Source organism: Solwaraspora sp. WMMA2059, from assembly GCF_027497315.1.
GTDB lineage: Bacteria > Actinomycetota > Actinomycetes > Mycobacteriales > Micromonosporaceae > Micromonospora_E.
Genome location: NZ_CP114908.1, coordinates 5,774,219 through 5,791,096, shown reverse-complemented (window position 1 = coordinate 5,791,096; position 16,878 = coordinate 5,774,219). Strand labels below are relative to the sequence as shown.

Annotated in this window: 13 protein-coding genes and 1 pseudogene; 5 read left to right on the top strand and 9 right to left on the bottom strand. The window is 71.8% G+C overall.

What is annotated here, in order from left to right; genetic code table 11:
- Positions 1 to 8 precede the first annotated feature (8 nt).
- Together O7553_RS26665 and O7553_RS26660 are read right to left on the bottom strand one after the other, a co-directional pair.
- Positions 9 to 1,271, bottom strand: coding sequence for a hypothetical protein (locus O7553_RS26665; protein WP_281552320.1), 1,263 nt, complete (start codon positions 1,269 to 1,271; stop codon positions 9 to 11).
- A gap of 80 nt (positions 1,272 to 1,351) precedes the next feature.
- A complete protein-coding gene (locus O7553_RS26660; RefSeq protein WP_281552319.1) occupies positions 1,352 to 3,307 on the bottom strand; it encodes a hypothetical protein in 1,956 nt (651 codons plus the stop codon).
- Positions 3,308 to 3,737: 430 nt separating this feature from the next.
- On the opposite strand from O7553_RS26660, the gene dnaB reads away from it, so the two are divergent.
- Positions 3,738 to 6,080: a replicative DNA helicase gene (gene dnaB, locus O7553_RS26655; protein ID WP_281552318.1), complete on the top strand. Its 2,343-nt coding sequence runs from the start codon at positions 3,738 to 3,740 to the stop codon at positions 6,078 to 6,080.
- 83 nt (positions 6,081 to 6,163) lie between these two features.
- Here dnaB and O7553_RS26650 read toward each other — a convergent pair whose 3' ends face one another.
- From O7553_RS26650 to O7553_RS26625, 6 genes are all read right to left on the bottom strand, one after another.
- The gene (locus tag O7553_RS26650) at positions 6,164 to 6,532 is read right to left on the bottom strand and encodes a zf-TFIIB domain-containing protein (RefSeq protein WP_281552317.1); all 369 of its coding nucleotides are present in this window, start codon (positions 6,530 to 6,532) and stop codon (positions 6,164 to 6,166) included.
- 25 nt (positions 6,533 to 6,557) lie between these two features.
- Positions 6,558 to 7,190 (bottom strand): phosphoribosyltransferase family protein, encoded by a 633-nt coding sequence (locus O7553_RS26645; protein WP_281552316.1) that lies wholly within the window; start codon positions 7,188 to 7,190, stop codon positions 6,558 to 6,560.
- A 97-nt stretch (positions 7,191 to 7,287) separates the two neighbouring features.
- Positions 7,288 to 7,659, bottom strand: a complete 372-nt coding sequence (locus O7553_RS26640) for a CrcB family protein (protein WP_281552315.1) — start codon at positions 7,657 to 7,659, stop codon at positions 7,288 to 7,290.
- Between the two features lie 28 nt (positions 7,660 to 7,687).
- Complete coding sequence (locus O7553_RS26635; protein ID WP_281555768.1) at positions 7,688 to 8,110, bottom strand: CrcB family protein; 423 nt, start codon at positions 8,108 to 8,110, stop codon at positions 7,688 to 7,690.
- Positions 8,110 to 9,459, bottom strand: a complete 1,350-nt coding sequence (locus tag O7553_RS26630; protein WP_281555767.1) for a glycosyltransferase 87 family protein — start codon at positions 9,457 to 9,459, stop codon at positions 8,110 to 8,112. Before O7553_RS26630 ends, O7553_RS26635 begins: the two co-directional genes overlap by 1 nt.
- Positions 9,460 to 9,571: 112 nt before the next feature.
- Positions 9,572 to 12,106, bottom strand: coding sequence for a bifunctional diguanylate cyclase/phosphodiesterase (locus tag O7553_RS26625; protein WP_281552314.1), 2,535 nt, complete (start codon positions 12,104 to 12,106; stop codon positions 9,572 to 9,574).
- Between the two features lie 483 nt (positions 12,107 to 12,589).
- Here O7553_RS26625 and moaC point away from each other — a divergent pair, with 483 nt between their 5' ends.
- The 4 genes from moaC to O7553_RS26605 all read left to right on the top strand — a co-directional run bounded on the left by moaC (position 12,590) and on the right by O7553_RS26605 (position 15,330).
- Complete coding sequence (gene moaC, locus O7553_RS26620) at positions 12,590 to 13,081, top strand: cyclic pyranopterin monophosphate synthase MoaC (protein ID WP_281552313.1); 492 nt, start codon at positions 12,590 to 12,592, stop codon at positions 13,079 to 13,081.
- Complete coding sequence (locus O7553_RS26615; RefSeq protein ID WP_281555766.1) at positions 13,054 to 13,560, top strand: MogA/MoaB family molybdenum cofactor biosynthesis protein; 507 nt, start codon at positions 13,054 to 13,056, stop codon at positions 13,558 to 13,560. The genes moaC and O7553_RS26615 overlap by 28 nt, the downstream gene beginning before the upstream one ends.
- A 73-nt stretch (positions 13,561 to 13,633) precedes the next feature.
- Positions 13,634 to 14,896 (top strand): molybdopterin molybdotransferase MoeA, encoded by a 1,263-nt coding sequence (locus O7553_RS26610; protein ID WP_281552312.1) that lies wholly within the window; start codon positions 13,634 to 13,636, stop codon positions 14,894 to 14,896.
- A 26-nt stretch (positions 14,897 to 14,922) separates the two neighbouring features.
- Complete coding sequence (locus tag O7553_RS26605; RefSeq protein ID WP_281555765.1) at positions 14,923 to 15,330, top strand: molybdenum cofactor biosynthesis protein MoaE; 408 nt, start codon at positions 14,923 to 14,925, stop codon at positions 15,328 to 15,330.
- A gap of 112 nt (positions 15,331 to 15,442) precedes the next feature.
- Here O7553_RS26605 and O7553_RS26600 read toward each other — a convergent pair.
- A pseudogene (locus O7553_RS26600) lies at positions 15,443 to 16,867 on the bottom strand (glycosyltransferase 87 family protein); the annotation flags it as partial.
- Positions 16,868 to 16,878: the final 11 nt, after the last annotated feature.

Genomic DNA, 16,878 nt, shown 5'->3' with positions numbered 1-16,878 from the left:
AACCATGTTCAGCGCAAAGTGCTGGAGACGACGACCGGATCCCCAGACCCGAGGTAGAAGATGCCCGGGTAGCCGGCGGTGGCGAAACCGTGACTGGTGTTGCGGCGCAGCACTGAATCTGTCAGTTCGAGCGTGCCGGACCGGTCGTTGCTGACAAAGAAGATGGCCCCGCCACCTTCCCGCGCCTCGTTGTCGGCGATGACGGTGCCGGCGATGGAGACGGTGAACCGGTTGCCGTCGGCGTAGATCGCCCCGCCACTACCGCCGCCCGGGGTGCCGGGCTTGGCTGGATTCGCACCGTTGCCGGTCGCCGAGTTGTGCGTCAGCACACTGTTCAGCACGGTCCACGAGACACCGATGCTGCTCAACGCTCCGCCGTTGGCACACACCCCGCCGTCGCCGGGCGCCCCGCCGAAGGTGCTCTGCACCACGTACACCGGCTGGTCCTGCCACTGGTCCAGCACCCGGATCGCCGCGCCCCCGAGGTCCGGTCCGGTCGGGTCGCAGCGGTTACCGACGAACCGGGAGTTGACCACCCGGAACTGGCCGCCCCGGACGAAGATTGCGCCGCCGCCACCACCGTCGACCTGCTCACCGGTGGAATCGCCGTCGGCGAAGGTCAGGTTCTGCACGACCAGTTCGGGATGGTCCTGATCGTTGCAGTGCGAGGTCGTCCAGCCCTGCGCCTCGTCGCAGGTGTTCATGTACAGAATTCGTCGTTGTCCGCCGCCGCTGAGGGTGACCAGCCCGCCGCCGTCCAGCACCACCTGCCGACTGGCCGCGTTGCGGACCTTCGCCGTCCGGTCCATCGTGATCACCACCGGCTTAGGCCCGCAGGCGAAGGTGATGATTCCGCCGGCCGCGACCGCTTCGACGACCGCCTGGGAGGTGCAGCTGGCCGACGTACCGTCGCCGATCGTGCGGGTCGGCCGGCTGGTGTCCACCGCGCGGGCCCGCGCCGGCACCTGAGCTCGTCCGTCGGGGTTGCCGGCTGCCGGACCGGCCACCGGCGGCCGGTCGGGAGCCTTCGACGGCATCGGTGCCGCACCCAGCCCCGCCGCGCCGGACGGTGGTGGCGTGCCATCCGACGGGGTAGCGGCCGGCACGGCGGTACCGGACGACGCCTCGGACGGCGCCCCGCTGGCAGTAGGGCCGTCATCGACCGCAGCGTCGTCGCCGGCCGCGCCGCACCCGGTCACCAGCACCGTCGCCAGTACGGCGAGCAGTGGCCCGGTCACGGTCAGGTTGATCCTCTGGCTGCGGCTGAACACCGGTCGATCCTAGGAGCACGGCACCCGCGACGACCAGCGCGAACAGTCGGGGATCCGGGACCCGCCCGGTAGATCCGGCGTCAGCCGATCGGTTGGCCGGTGATAGCGCTGGCGAGTACGGTCGACATGCCGCCGCCGATCACCGCCGCCGCCAGGCCGACACTCGAGGCGCGCCACGTGCCGCTGACCCACCTGATCGTCACCGCCAGGACCAGCGAGATCATCAACGCGTACGCGAAGGCCGGAGCAGCGGCCAGTAGCGAGTTGATCGCCTGTGCCCGAGCGGAGAGGCAGTCGCCGTCCACCCCGAGAACGCAGTCGTTGGTCGCCGGGGTGCCGTCCAGGGTGAGGCTCCAGATCAGAAACGCCACCACCGGCAGGGCGTACCAGGCAGCCGTGTACAGCAGCGAGGACAGATAGCCGCCCTGGTCGGCGTCGATCAGTTCGTCGTCGATCCGGTACGTCAACCGCCGCTGCGACGGGGGCTCGTACCGCGGCCGTGGTCGTTGCTCGGGCAGCACCCGGGAGCGGGGCGCGCTCGGCAGGGCGATCGGTGACCGGGGTGCCGAAGCCGGCGTCTCCACCCACCTGGGGTCGTCTGCGGCCAGCCGGGTCCCCGACCAGAAGGTGCCTTCCCGGCCCGGCTCGACCTGCGGCCACGGATCGACCGGCGGAAGGACGTCGGCGACGTCGGCGACGTCGCCGACCTCGGCCGCGCGTCTCTTGCGCGCCCCGGTGCGGCTACCGGCCGGCCAGCTCTCCGGGTCGTCGCCCCGGTGCCACTGATCGGTCTGGTCGCCGATCTCGCGCCAGCTGTCGACCGGTTCCGGGCGGTACGCCCCGCGGCCCAACTCCCGGGCCCGACGGGTGGGCGGCTGCGCCGGGCCCGCGCCGATCGCCCGCGGCGAGGACGCGGCCCGCGGCCAGGTGCCGGTCTCGTCGGTGAACTCCCGCCGGGGCGGTTCGATCTCGCGGCGGGCCGGCCGGTCCCATCGCCCGGCCTGGTCCGCCTCTCGCGGCCACCCGCCGGTGCGCTCGGCACCTCGAGGCCACCCGCCGGTGCGCTCGGCACCCCGGGACCATTCGCTGGTGTGGTCGGCATCCCGGGACCATTCGCTGGTGTGGTCGGCACCCCGGGACCATTCGCTGGTGTGGTCGGCATCCCGGGACCATTCGCTGGTGTGGTCCGTCGCGCTGGACCATCGGCTGGCGGGCTCGTCGTCGCGTAGCCACTGCGCAGCGTGGTCGTCGTCGAGGCGACGCCGGATGTCGTCGCGGTCGCGCCGTCGGCGACCGGGCCGGTCAGCGTCGGACGGCTGGCCGCTACGACGAGACGATCGGCGACTGCGGCCGCCGTAACCCTCCCGGTCACCAGGGTCACCTGGATCACTCGGCGGCGTCGACCATCGAGCTGGCGCGCTCGACCAGGTCGCGGGCGGCGCGGTGGCTGGACCGTCCGGGTCGAGCGGACCTGCGCCCGACACCGGACCGGAACGACTATCGGGCGGCTCACGCCGCCAGCCCGCCGAATCGCCGGACACCGGGCTGCCGGAGATCGGGTCCTCGGCCGCGCGGCGCCGGCCCGGTGCCCGCCGAGGCCGGTCCCAGTCGTGGGCGTCGATCTCGGGCCCGGCCGCTGGCAGCGCCGGACGGTCACGGGACCGACGGCCCCGTACCGGCTGCTCAGGAATCTGCCACGATTCGTCGCGGTGCCGCCCGGCGTGGCCAGCCGGCGGATCCCGATGGACCGGCTCACCTGTTGGCGGGGTCGGGCCGGCGGGCAGCGCCCACCGGTCCGTAGCCGGGCTGCCCCGGTCGGCCTGGTGCCGCGCACTGTCGCGTCGGTCCTCGTAGCGGCCGCGTCGGTCCTCGTAGCGGCGCCGGCCGCGTGGTGCCTCGTCATCCTCGGTCGGGTCGTAGCGCTGCGGTCGACGAGAGCGTGTGACCGGGTCGGTATCGGTGTCGTCGGGCCACCGGGCAGCCGACCGCCGCTCGCGTGGAGGGCGGTCGCCGTACTCCCACTCCCGGTAGTCCACCGCCGGAGCCTCGCCCCTTCGCTATCGAGCCGTGATCGGCTGGGCCGGCGAATCAGTTCCCGCCCGATAGTAGCCGGTAGCCCGGCGGGCAGCCCGGTGCAGATTATTGTCCACCGGCTGTGGATCGAGAAGTCCCAGCTCAGAGGGCTTATCGCCGGCTTGGCGGCGAGTTTTCCACAGGCTGTGCACAAGGTTGTGCACAGCCTGCGCCATCCTGTCCACAGCTTGTCCAGAGGTTCATCCACCGCCGTGTTTGGGCATGCCGCCGCAAGTCCGTATCGTTTCCCGGAGCCCTCCCACGCCGATGCGACGCCCCCCGGTCGCCCGGTCCCTGGTGGGCCGACCGCAGGTCGTCGACGACGCACGAGCAGACGATGTCGTACCCGCGCAGTTGACTCGCGGCAGTGATGTAGTGAAGGGGGGCGCCCGGATGTCCATCACGGACGACCTGCAGACCGAGCCCCGGCCACCGGCCCGCCCGACCGGCCCGCCCGGCCCACCGGTTAAGCCACCCGGTCCGCCCACCGGCGGTGAGCCCTTCGACCGCACGCCGCCCCAGGATGTCGCCGCCGAACAGTGTGTCCTCGGCGGAATGCTGCTCTCCAAGGACGCCATCGCCGACGTCGTGGAGATCCTCAAACCGCATGACTTCTACCGCCCGATCCACGCCACGGTCTTCGACGCGGTGCTGGACCTGTACGGGCGAGGCGAGCCGGCGGACGCGATCACCGTCTCCGCCGCGCTCGCCAACTCGGGTGACCTCGGCCGGATCGGTGGTGCGCCGTATCTGCACACCCTGATCGCAAGCGTGCCGACTGCGGCCAACGCCTCCTACTACGCCAGGATCGTGGCCGAGCGCGCGGTGCTGCGCCGCATCGTCGAGGCCGGCACCAAGATCGTGCAGCTCGGGTACGGTTCGGCCGCCGGCGGTGGCCGGGACATCGACGACGTCGTCGATCTCGCTCAGCAGGCGGTATACGACGTCACGGAACGGCGGGTCAGCGAGGACTTCGCGGTCCTGGCCGACATGCTGCAGCCGACCCTCGACGAGATCGAGGCGGTAGGTGCCCAGGCCGGCATGATGACCGGGGTGCCCACCGGGTTCACTGACCTGGACCGGTTGCTCAACGGGCTGCACCCCGGACAGTTGATCATCGTCGCCGGCCGACCCGGCCTCGGCAAGGCGTTGGCGCTGGACACCCCGCTGCCCACCCCGACCGGCTGGACCACCATGGGTGAGGTCGTGGTCGGTGACCGACTACTCGACGCCACCGGTCGACCCACCACGGTCGTCGGCACCTCTGCCGTCCTGCTCGGCGGGCGGTCCTACCAGGTCGAGTTCTCCGACGGCTCGGTGATCGTCGCCGACGGTGACCACCTCTGGCAGGTGACGCATCGGCCCGCCGTGCCGGTACCGGTAGCGGCCGGCGCGGCGCTGGCTGCTGTCACCCCGGTGCCGGTCTCGGCCGCTCTGGCGTCGGCCGGCCGGTCCGGGCCACGACCGGCCCAGTCCGCACCTGCACGGTCCACCCAGGTACTGACCACCGAAGAGATCCTGGACCTGCTCGACCGGTCACCAGCGGAGCGCCCCGAGGTCACCGTCACGAACTGCCACGCCTTGGCGCTGCCCGACCGCGACGACCTGCCGGTGCCGCCGTACCAGTTGGGGGTCGATCTTGCCGGTGGTGACCCGGCTGCCGACCACCGCCAGGCCGACCGGCGAATCCCCGACGCGTACCTGCGCAGTTCCGAGCGGCAGCGGCGGGCGCTGCTGACCGGCCTGTTGGACACCGCCGGCACCCGCAACCCCGGCGGGCTGGACGAGTACCGGACCACTTCGCGTCTGATGGTTGAGACGGTACGCGAGTTGGTGGCGAGCCTCGGTCTGCACTGCACCGTGTCGGCAGGCACCGTCCAGGGCCGGATGACCTCGCCGTCCAGCGTCTACACGGTGACCATCCACACTCATGACGACCAGCAGCGACGGGTCACCTCGATCCGACCGGTCCGCAGCGTGCCGGTGCGCTGCGTCACCGTGGACAACCCTGACCATCTTTATCTCGCCGGCCGGACGATGATCCCGACGCACAACTCGACCGCATCGATGGACTTCGCCCGCAACGCGGCGATCCGGGCCGGCCACGCCAGCGCGATCTTCTCGCTGGAGATGAGCAAGGTGGAGATCGTCATGCGGCTGCTCTCCGCCGAGGCGAAGGTGCCGTTGCATGTCCTGCGCTCCGGCCAGCTCTCCGACGACGACTGGACGAAGCTGGCTCGTCGGATGGGCGAGATCAGTGAGGCGCCGCTCTTCGTCGACGACACGCCCAACATGAACCTGATGGAGATCAGGGCCAAGGCGCGGCGGCTTCGGCAGCGGCACGACCTGAAAATGATCGTCGTCGACTACCTGCAGCTGATGACCTCACCGAAACGCACCGAGAGCCGTCAGCAGGAGGTCGCGGATCTGTCCCGTGGGCTCAAACTGCTGGCCAAGGAGGTCGAGTGCCCGGTGATCGCGGTCAGTCAGTTGAACCGTGGCCCGGAGCAGCGTACCGACAAGCGGCCGCAATTGTCTGATTTGCGTGAGTCGGGGTCGATCGAGCAGGACGCGGACGTGGTCATTCTGTTGCACCGAGATGACTACTACGACAAGGAGTCGCCTCGGGCGGGCGAGGCGGACTTCATTGTCGCCAAGCACCGTAACGGGCCGACCGACACGGTGACTGTCGCCGCCCAGCTGCACCTCTCCCGGTTCGTCGACATGGCGATCTGAGCCACCTTGCCCGGGACGGCCGCCGCGCTGCCGGCCGTGCGGCGGCCCGGACCAGCGCAGTTCCGGACCGCCGGGGAACAGGCTCAGTCAAAGAGCTGGTTGAGAAAGCTCTTCTGCCGCTTGTGCCGGTAGTGTCCGTGGTAGCCGTGGTGCCCGTACGCGGGAGCCGGCGGGTAGGCCGGGGCCGGCGGCGGGTAGCCGGGCTGATGGTGCACCGGCGGTGGCGGCGGAGGCGGCGGATAACCGCCGGCCGGACTCGGTGCCGGGCGGGGTGGCTGACCCGGCTGCTGGCCGCCGGCACCACCGTTCCAGGCTGCCTCCGCGTCCAGCAGTCGCTCCAGCTCGCCCCGGTCCAGGAAGATGCCGCGACACTCGGTGCACTGGTCGACGGTGATCCCACTGCGCTCGTACTGCCGCATGGCGCCGTGACACTTGGGACAGTTCATCTGCATGACTCGACGGTACCGGCTCCGATCCTCACCTGCCGACTGGCAACGCGGCGATCTCGTCGTCGGACACCTGGTGGAAATCCTGGTAGTAACGACCGACGGCGCGAAAGTCCGTCGGTCGCAGGGGGCAGACGACCTCGTCGACCACGGCTTGGAGCGTGGCGATCGCCTCGGCCGAGCCGACCGGCACCGCCAGCACCACCCGGTCCGTACCGAGGCTTCGACTCACCGCGACCGCCGCCCGGGCCGACGCGCCGGTGGCCAACCCGTCGTCAACCAGGACGGCGGTCCGGCCATGTAGGTCCAGCGGCGGCCGGTCGCCCCGGAACAGCTGCTCGCGGCGGCGCAACTCAATGGTCTCCTCGGCGGTTATCCGGGCGATCTGTCCCGGGTCGAGCTGGTCGGCGATCTCCGGGTTCAGCACCCGCACCCCGCCCGGCCCGATCGCGCCGAAGGCGACCTCGGCCGCCGACGGCAGGCCGAGTTTGCGGATGACCAGCACGTCGTACGCCACGTCGAGCTGGTCGGCGATCACCGCCGCGACCGGTGCCCCGCCCCGCAACAGCCCGAGGGCGACAACGTCCGGTCGTCCCCGCAGCTGCGCCAGCTGCCCGGTCAGCTGCTCCCCTGCGTCGCGGCGGTCCCGGTACTCCATCTCCATGTCTTCAAGGTGTACGCCGTTTCCCGCCCGCCCGCCGCGCGGTCGGCGGATTCCACACCGACGGTCGGCGTCACCCTTTCCACACCGACGGTCGCCGTCACCCGGCCAGGATGTCGCCGGCCAGGCGGCCGACCAGTAGCGCGGCGAATCCGGCCAGCAGGGTTCCGGTGGCGTAGCCGGCGGCCGTCCAACGCTCCCGGCCGGAGCCGCCGGCCAGCTGGACCACCTCGTAGGCGAAGGTCGAGTAGGTGGTCAGCGCGCCGCAGAGGCCGGTGGCGAGCAGCCGGGCCGGCCAGCCGCCCCCGGCCAGTCCGGCTCCGGCGAGCAGGCCGATCAGCGCGGCCCCGGCCAGGTTGACCAGGAAGGTGCCCCAGAAGCTGGGCCGGCCGAGTCCCACCACGACCCGGTCGGTGAGGTAGCGAACCAGCGCGCCGACCGCCCCGCCGCACATCACCAGGAGCAGACTCATCCCGTACCTTCCGAGCGGTCGGGGCAGGTCACCGGACCCGCCGCGCGAGCCGGTCGGCGAGCGGCCGGGCCGCCGCGCCGCCGAGCCAGACCGCGCCCAGCGCGCCCACCAGGGTGCCGAGCGTGTAGCCGCCGGCCAGCCAGGGCCGTCCGGCGGCGAGCAGGTCGGCGACCTCCAGGGTCTGGACCGAGAACGTGGTGAAGCCGCCGAGTACGCCGGCACCGAGGAACGGCCGGAGCAGCCGGTGCGGCCGGGGCACGGCGGTGACCACCCGCATCAGGACACCGATCAACGCGCATCCGACGAGGTTGGTGACCAGGGTCGGCCAGGGCGGTCCGGCTTCGACCGGGCCCGGCCAGCCGGCGGCGATGCCGAAGCGGGCGGCCGCCCCGACCGCGCCGCCGACTGCTACCGCGGCGAGGACCAGCGGTGCCGTCGATCCCCGGGGCATCACCGGCCTGGCCCGTACGGCGGCAACGGCTCGTCACGGTCCGGCGCGAATGCCTGCGCCTGCACCTCGGCGACCCGGAGCACGGGGACCCAGCTGAACAGGGCGACCGGGTAGAGCAGGTAGCCGAACCGGGTCGACGGCAGCAGCAGCGTCGCGGCCAGCAGGCCGAGGCCGCAGATCAGGGCCGCCGCAGCGGCGGTTCGCGGCGGCCGGCGGACCAGCCGTACCGCGATGGCCAGCCCGACGGCCAGCAGCAACCCGCCAGCGACGATCCGCCCGCCGGGCATCCAGGTGGAGATCAGCATGCCGGGCAGCGGCGAGGCAGCCGGACTGGAGACCATGCCGGCACCGAGTGGGAAGCCGAGCACGTTGTGGATCAGCGCGGCGTGGTCGACCACCGCCACCGGCACCAGGGCGAGCAGCGGCAGGGTGATCCCGCCAGCCGCGACCCGCCCCACGGCCCGTCGATCGCGGGTGGCGGCGTGGCAGAGCAGCACCAGCAGGATCGGCCAGGCGAACAGCTTGAGCGCGGCCGCCGCGCCGATGGCCGTCCCCGCCGCCGCGTACCGGCCGCCGGTGCAGAGCACCAGGGCGAGCAGGGCGAGGGCCAGCACCGGCAGGTCGTCGCCGCCGGTGCTCATGGCCAGCGCGGCGATCGGCAGTACGGTGCTGAGCTGAGCGGCGCGCACGAGTACCCGATCGCCGGCCGGGCCGGCACGGCGGCGCGCCAGGGCGAGGGCCGCGGCCAGGGCGGCGACGGTGGCGACGGCGAACCAGATCCGGGCGTCGGTCCACCAACCGGTGCCGGCCAGCGCCCGGGGCAGCCCGAAGATCGCCATCCCGGGCTGGTACGGCAGGTAGCCGAGCAGCCGTTCGTCCGCCGGCAGCGCCGCGATCTGCTGTTCGGACAGGTACGGGCTGCCGTCGGCGAGTAGCCGGGAGGCGCCGCCGTCGTCGACCACAACCACCTCTTCCTGGGCCCGGTCGGTGCGTCCATCGGCCCGCTGCTCGGCCTGCATGACCAGGGGCACCGCGACCACCGCCGCCCAGGTGACTCCGGTCAGCCACGCGCGGGCGGCGCCGCCGGTCAGCCACGTCCGGGTGGCCCTGCCGGTGGGCTGCCAATCGCCGGTGCCGCCGCCGGTCAGCCGCTGGCGGGCCGTGCGTCGGACGGCGAGTTGGCCGACCACGACGAGGGCGGCGGCCGCGTATCCGACAACGGCGACGGCCCCCCAGGCTCGGTGTGGGGCGAGAGTGGAGGCGACCGCCGTGACTGCCGCGAAGGCTGCGGAGAGCAGATAGAGCGTCAGGTCGCCGACGAGGCCACCGGCGCCCCGGTCCAGTTGCAGCCAGCGGCGGGCGGCGGCAGCCCGCCACCGCCGGGCCGGGCCAGCCGGGCGGCGCTGGCGAGCTGCGGATCCGGCCGCCGTGACGGTCACGCCGGCAAGTCTGACAGAACGGTCAGGCTGGCAGGTGCGGTACCTTCTCGTTCCGGTGCCGTTGGCCGGCCCGGCGGGTCTGGCCGATCCGGATCACGGCGCCTTCGTCGTGCAGTGGACTGGCCAGGTTGCCGGGGCGGCCGCCGGAACCGCACTGCAGCGCGGTGAGCAGCCGGTGGGCCGGCATCGGTCGGGCGAACAGATGTCCCTGACCGGCGGTGCAGCCGATCGTCCACAGCGCGCGACGCTGTGGCTCGCTCTCCACACCCTCGGCGACGACGGCCAGGCCGAGGCTGCGGCCGAGGTCGACGGTCGACCGGACGACGGCGACCGCCTCGGAGGAGGTCTCCATGCTCATTACGAACGAACGCGCGATCTTGAGCTCGTGCACCGGCACCCGGGACAGCATGGACAGCGACGAGTAGCCGGTGCCGAACTCGTCCAGGGCGAGCCGTACTCCGGCGTCGCGGAGTTGGCCGAGCACCTGGTCGACCACTTCGAGCTGGCTGAGGGTGAGGGTCTCGGTGAGCTCCAGGATGAGCCGGTCGGGCGGGACGTCGTGGGCCTGCAACCGGGCCAGTACGGCACCGGGGAACCGCCGGTCGAGCAGGCTGCGCGGGGACAGGTTGACCGCGACCGGCAGCGCGAAGCCGGCTTCGTGCCAGGTGGCGGCGGCGATCAGGGACTGCTCCAGGACCGCGTCGGCGAAGGCGGGGAGCAGACCGGAGCGTTCGACGGTCTCCAGGAAGCGTTTCGGGTCGAGACGCCCCCGGTCGGGGTGCTGCCAGCGGGCGAGCGCCTCGGCGGCGATCACCTCCCCGGTGCCGAGGTCGACGATCGGTTGGAAGTCGACGTTGAACTCGTGCTGGGCGACCACCCGACGCAGGTCTCCGCCGAGCGCCAGCCGACCGACGTCGGCGGTGTCCCGGCTGCGGGCGTAGACGGCGGTCCGGCCGCCGGACCGCTTCGCCTGGTACATCGCCACGTCGGCGCGGCGCAGCAGTTCGGCCATTCCGCCGCTGCCCGGTGCGACGGCGATGCCGCCACTGGCCTCGACGTTCATCCGCATGCCGTCGAGTTCCATCGGTTCGCAGATCGCGGCGAGTAGCGCGTCCGCCCGGTGCGCGGCGATCGCGGGAGCCGGCAGTGTGGTCAGCAGTACGGCGAATTCGTCGCCGCCGAGCCGGGCGACCAGGTCACCGGGCTGCACGTTCGCGGACAGTCGCCGGGCGACCTGGATCAGCACCTTGTCGCCGGCGCCGTGGCCGAGCGTGTCGTTGATCTCCTTGAAGTGGTTGAGGTCGACGAGGAGCAGCGCGGTGATCCCGCTGGTGCGCCGGCTGCCGAGCAGTTCGACGCCGTGCTCCATCAACCGGCGCCGGTTCGCCAGCCCGGTGAGTTCGTCCTGTGCGGCCTCGCGGGCGTGCCGTTCGGCGACCTGGTTCAACTGCTGGTAGAGCGAGGCGTTGCGGACCGCCGTGCACAGCGCGGACGCGAAGGTACGCAGCGTGTAGTGCTCCCGGTCGGAGAACTTGACCGGGCCGGTCAGGCAGAGCCGCAGGGTGCCGACACTGAGGGTGCTGCCCGGACCGGCGAGCGGTACGGCGATCACGGTCCGCATGTGCGGGGTGGGGGCGCTGCCGGTGGGGCCGTCGTACTGCACACCGTCGCTGTTGCCCTGGACCAGCCGGGCAGGTTCGTTGAGTTCGACCTCGACCCGGTCGGTGGAGAACAGGTCGGCGGCCTGCACCACAGCGATGGACAGCACCGCGTCGAGGTCGACGACGTTGAGCGCATCGGTGGCCCGGGCGAGCCGCTGCCAGGCCTGCTGGTCGTCGCGGGCCCTGGCATGTCCGGCGTAGGCAAGGTGGATGCAGAGCACGACCGGTGGGATCGTCACCAGCAGCCACTGGTCCGCCTTGAGGATCAGCAGGATGGCGACGATCAACGGGAACCGGATCACCGCGCTGGAGACCCGGAGTCCGAGGTTGTGCCGGAAGATGGCACAGAGCCCGGTTCCGGTGGCGCGGGCGATGACCGGGATGGTGAGCACCTCGTCGAGCACGACCGCCACTACATATGCGGTGACGAGTGGCCCGAAGAACGCCGCGCTGTAGATCGCCAGCTCCGGATCCCAGTTCAGCGTGTGCAGGCCGGCACCAGCGGCGGCGGCGACGAGCATGTTCTTCGCGACGGCGAAGATCGCCTTGATCCGGGCTATCCGTTGCACGATCATCGCGAGGCCGACACCGAGGCCGGTGCAGAGCACCACCAGGGTGGCGGGTGCCACCGCGAGTCCGACCAGGATGGCGACTTCGCTCCAGGCGATGGCGTGGGCCGTCGACCGGATACGGACGAACCATTTTACGGTGACCCCGACCGCGGCGAGGAAGATCAGGGCGGCGACGAGCGCCAATTCGTCGGGAGTGCTGACCAGTGACCCGGCGACAAGGTAGAGCGACGAGGCGCCGACGGCCACCGCACAAACGGCGACGAGACCGACGAGCAGCACCAGCTGCCGATCGGTCTCGTTGTCGCGTCGAACTATGCGGGTCACACCCGTTCCTGATCTTGTTGCGCTGCGTGTCCCGCAGAACTACTGCTCGTCATCGGTAGACGACAGTATCAGTACCATTCGTTGCTGCGCATGGTCTTCCCCTCCACTCGATTGGGCAGTTGTTGCTGCCGGCTCTTGCTGACAGGAGAACCATAGAGTTGCGATATGGCACTTGCATACGGATAAATGTCCATATGCGCATGATTAGTGAAGATGGCGGGAGTTTGTCACCGTTGGTTATTGATCGCCGACGGAATGCACTCGAACAGGTTCGCTCATAACCTTATGGATTCCTTAGGCATGCACGATTTGAGAGCTGTGGTAGGTATCCGCGAAGGTAATCCGGAAGTGCGGCTCGGTGGAGAAGTTGGGAGGTGACATCCGGGCCGGCAGGTCGCCGGTACCACCGGCCCGATGCCAACTCTGCCGCCAACCGTGGCGGTCGAGCCAGGGCCGACTGGTTTGCTCGATAGGCTCGTTCAGGTGACCGAGGTACCGAACCTGACCCATGTCGATGAGACAGGCGCCGCGCGGATGGTGGACGTCACCGCCAAGCCGCCGAGCGTCCGCCGTGCCGTGGCAGCGGGACGACTGCGTACCACCGGCGAGGTCATCGAACTGCTGCGCCGCGACGGCCTACCCAAGGGCGACGCGCTGGCCGTCGCCCGGATCGCCGGCATCATGGGTGCCAAGCGCACCCCCGACCTGATCCCGCTGTGCCATCCGATCGCGCTGCACGGTGTGGTCGTCGACCTGGCGCTGACCGCGGACTCCATCGAGATCACCGCGACGGTGCGGACCGCCGACCGGACCGGGGTCGAGATGGAGGCCCTCACCTCGGTCGCCACCGCCGGGCTGACCCTGATCGACATGATCAAGGCAGTCGACCCGGCCGCCGTGCTGGACGACGTCCGGGTGCTTTCCAAGGAGGGCGGCAAGACCGGCGACTGGCACCGCCCGGCGGGCCGGTCGTGAGCCCGCATGCCCGGGTGGTGGTCGCCTCCAACCGCGCCGCCGCCGGCGTCTACTCCGACACCAGCGGTCCGCTGCTGGTCGCTGGCCTGCGTGACCTCGGCTGCCAGGTCGACGAACCGTTGGTCGTCGCCGACGGCGAACCGGTGACGCAGGCGCTGCGCCGGGCGGTCGCCGACGGGGTCCATCTGGTCGTGACCAGCGGCGGCACCGGAATCACCCCTACCGACCGCACCCCGGAGGCGACCCGCTCGGTGCTCGACTACGAGATCCCGGGGATCGCCGAGGCGATCCGGGCGGTCAGCCGGTCGGCGGTGCCGACGGCAGCGCTGTCCCGGGGCATCGCCGGGGTTGCCGGTCGTACGTTGATCGTCAACCTGCCCGGCTCCACCGGCGGTGCCCGCGACGGCCTGGCCGTGCTCGGGCCGATCCTGCGCCACGCACTCGACCAGTTGGCCGGCGGCGACCACCCCCGCAGTTGACGCCACCGCACCCCGGCCCGGTCGACGCCACCGGCACCCCCGGCCGTGGCCGGCCGGCGGATAGGCTCGGCCGGTGAGCGCCGAACCGACGACCGCCCCGGCCGCCCCGGCCGCCGGGCATCCACCTGTCGACTGGGGGCAGGCCCGCGCCCTGGTGCACGCCGCCGGCCGGGCCGCCCGCCGCCCGCCGGTCCGGCTGCCGTTGCCGCAGGCCGACGGGACCACCCTCGCCGGGCCGCTGACCACCCTGACCGACCTGCCGGCCTTCCGCACTGCCAGCGTCGACGGCTGGGCGGTACGCGGCGGCGCCCCGTGGCGGGTGGTGGGCCGGGTGCTGGCCGGCGGAGTGCCGCCGGAACTGTCCGACGACGGCACCGCGGTGCAGATCGCCACCGGCGCGATGGTCCCTGCCGGGGCCACCAGCGTGCTGCGGGTCGAGGAGTCGACGCGCGACGACACCGGACTGGTACGCGGCGAGCCGCGGCCGCAGCCGGAGTGGCGCTCGCCCGGCGAAGAGGCGTCGGCCGCCGAGGAGCTGCTGCCGGCCGGTACGCCGGTCGACCCCGGGGTGATCGGCCTCGCCGCCTCCTGCGGCTACGACGATCTGCCGGTGTATCAGCGAATCCGGGCCGGCCTGCTGGTGTTCGGCGACGAACTGCTGACCACCGGGCCGCCCGGCGCCGGTCGGGTGCGCGACGCGCTCGGCCCGGCGGTGCCCGGATGGCTGCGCAGGTACGGCTGCGAACTGCCTGCCGAGGCGGTGACCGGGCCGGTCGCCGACACCCTCGCCGCGCACGTCGACGGGCTGCGGTCGGCGCTGGCCGGCGCCGATCTGGTCTGCACCACGGGCGGCACCATGCACGGCCCGGTGGACCACCTGCATCCGGCGCTGGCCGAACTCGGTGCCGAGTACGTGGTCAACACGGTCGCGGTCCGACCGGGGTTCCCGATGCTGGTCGCCCGGGTGACTGGTGCCGACGGGCGGGACCGGTTCGTCGCTGGGCTGCCCGGCAACCCGCAGTCCGCGATCGTCGCCCTGGCGTCACTGGTCGCGCCGCTGCTCGCCGGACTGCAGGGCAGGCCGCTGCCGACGCTGACCCGGTACCGGCTGGGGGCGGCGGTACCGGGCCGTGGCGACTTCACCCACCTTGCCCTGGTACGGGTCGATCCGGTGACCGGTACCGCGTACCCGTTGCGGCACGTCGGGTCGGCGATGCTGCGCGGGCTGGCCGCCGCCGCCGGCTTCGCGGTGATCCCGCCGGGCGGCAGCGGCCGCCCCGACGACGATGTGCCCGTCGTACCGTTGCCACTGCTGCCCGGGGAGCGTCTGCCGTGACCGTTCCAACCACCCGACCTTTTGTTCTGGTGTCAGTGACCTCGCAACCGCTCGACCTGGCCGCCCACGCGGCGGCGGTCGCCGACTCACGGGCCGGCGCGGTGGTCTCCTTTCAGGGCGTGGTCCGCGACCACGACCACGGCCGGTCGGTGCTCAGCCTGGAGTACGAGGGCCATCCCAGCGCCGAGGACGTGCTGCGGGAGGTCGCCGACGAGGTGGCCGCCGATCCGGCGGTGCACGCCGTCGCCGTGTCACACCGGCTGGGGCCGCTTGCCGTCGGCGACGTGGCCCTGGTGGCGGCGGTCAGCACCGCGCACCGGGCGGCGGCCTTCGCCGCCTGCGCCCGGCTCGTCGACGAGGCGAAGGCCCGGCTGCCGATCTGGAAGCGGCAGATTTTCGCCGACGGCACCGAGGAATGGGTCAACTGTCCCTGACCTGACCGGAGGTCCGGGCATCGGACTGCCTGGTGCCGGTCCGGGCATCGGCAAGCCCGGTGCCGGTCGGACCGGCCGGCTGGCGGTGCCGGATCTGCGGTCGCGGGTCGGTGTAGAACGCCGGTTCGGCTCCCGGCCGCCACGGCAGTGCCGCGACGAGCGTGATCAGTGCCAGGGCGAGCGAGTTTTCCATCAGTACGCCGAACAGACCGTCGTGGTAGTGCGAGACCTGTGGCAACTGGTGCTCGTACGGCCAGATCGGTGACACCAGGAAGAGCAGGTAGAGCGCGATCGCGGCGGTGGCGTGCCGCATCCCGGTGAGAGCGGGGAACCAGATCGGGGTCCGCAGGCCGGCCACGCCGCTGATACCGGCGCCAGTGGGCGGGTAGGTACGCCGCGAGATCAGCCCCTTGCTGGCGCTGCGTCGCCGCAGCGCCGCGTCGGCCAGCACGATGATCGCCGGGATCACGAAGACCAGGTGGTGCGACCAGCTGATCGGGCTGATCACGTTGGCGGTGAGGCCGATCAGGGTGAACGCGGTCAACTCGTCGCCGTCGGCGTGGGCGTGGGCGGCCCGGGACAGCCCGAGTGCCAGCAACAGCAGGGCGAAAGAGATCCAGAGCAGGCCGGGGGTCTCCATCGAGTCGTAGAGCCGGGCCAGCAGACCGGCCAGCGACTGGTTCGGGGTCATGTCCGACACCCCGACCCGGCCGGTGTCCCACAGCACCGAAGTGAAGTAGGTGGCTGACTCGTCGGCGGCGACGATCATCGCGCCGACGGTGACCGCGGCGGCGGTGCCGATCGCGGTGGCGGCCGCCCGCCACTGCCTGGTGATCAGCAGGTAGACGATGAACAGGGCGGGGGTCAGCTTGATCGAGCTGGCCAGACCGATGCCGGCGCCGGCCCAGATGCCGCTGAAGAAGATCCGGCGCAGTGGGCCGCCGGTGGCCAGCCGGTGCGACGTGGGCGCGGCGCGCCAGCGCAACGCGACCAGGTCGGCGATGATCAGGCCGAACAGCAGCAGGTTCACCTGCCCGTAGCCGAGGGTTTCCCGGGACGGTTCGATGGCCACCGCGAGGGGCACCGCGAGACCGACGGTGAACCAGCGCGGCCAACCGCAGCGGTCCGCGATCGGGCTGAGCAGCACCGCCAGCACGATGGTGAGGGCGGCGATACCGAATGCGATGTTGAGCCAGCCGGCGGTGATCATCGGAACAACCGCCATCGGCAGCATGGTGAGGCCGGCGAATGGCGGGTAGGTGAAGCCCAGGGTGGTTTCCGGCGCGATGAATGCGTACAGGTCGCCGCCGTTGGCCCACCACATGATCGCGCCGTGGTAGATGCGCATGTCGAAGAAGTTGTACGGTCGGCCGAACATGCCGATCGCATACCAGGCGGCGTAGCAGGTCAGCGCGACGAGGCCGATGCGCACGAGCGTGCCGCGCTCGACGTCACGTACCAGACGGCGCAGCGGTGCGAGACGACGCCGACCCAGCGGAGCGAGACGACGGACCCGGGAACGGACGTCCGCCACCATGATCTACCCAC

What these genes read in the sequence shown, in the direction of transcription:
- O7553_RS26640 (WP_281552315.1), bottom strand. Translation starts at nt 7,659, where the DNA reads ATGAGTCTGCTCCTGGTGATGTGCGGCGGGGCGGTCGGCGCGCTGGTT.
- O7553_RS26650 (WP_281552317.1), bottom strand. Translation starts at nt 6,532, where the DNA reads ATGCAGATGAACTGTCCCAAGTGTCACGGCGCCATGCGGCAGTACGAG.
- O7553_RS26635 (WP_281555768.1), bottom strand. Translation starts at nt 8,110, where the DNA reads ATGCCCCGGGGATCGACGGCACCGCTGGTCCTCGCCGCGGTAGCAGTC.
- dnaB (WP_281552318.1), top strand. Translation starts at nt 3,738, where the DNA reads ATGTCCATCACGGACGACCTGCAGACCGAGCCCCGGCCACCGGCCCGC.
- O7553_RS26645 (WP_281552316.1), bottom strand. Translation starts at nt 7,190, where the DNA reads ATGGAGATGGAGTACCGGGACCGCCGCGACGCAGGGGAGCAGCTGACC.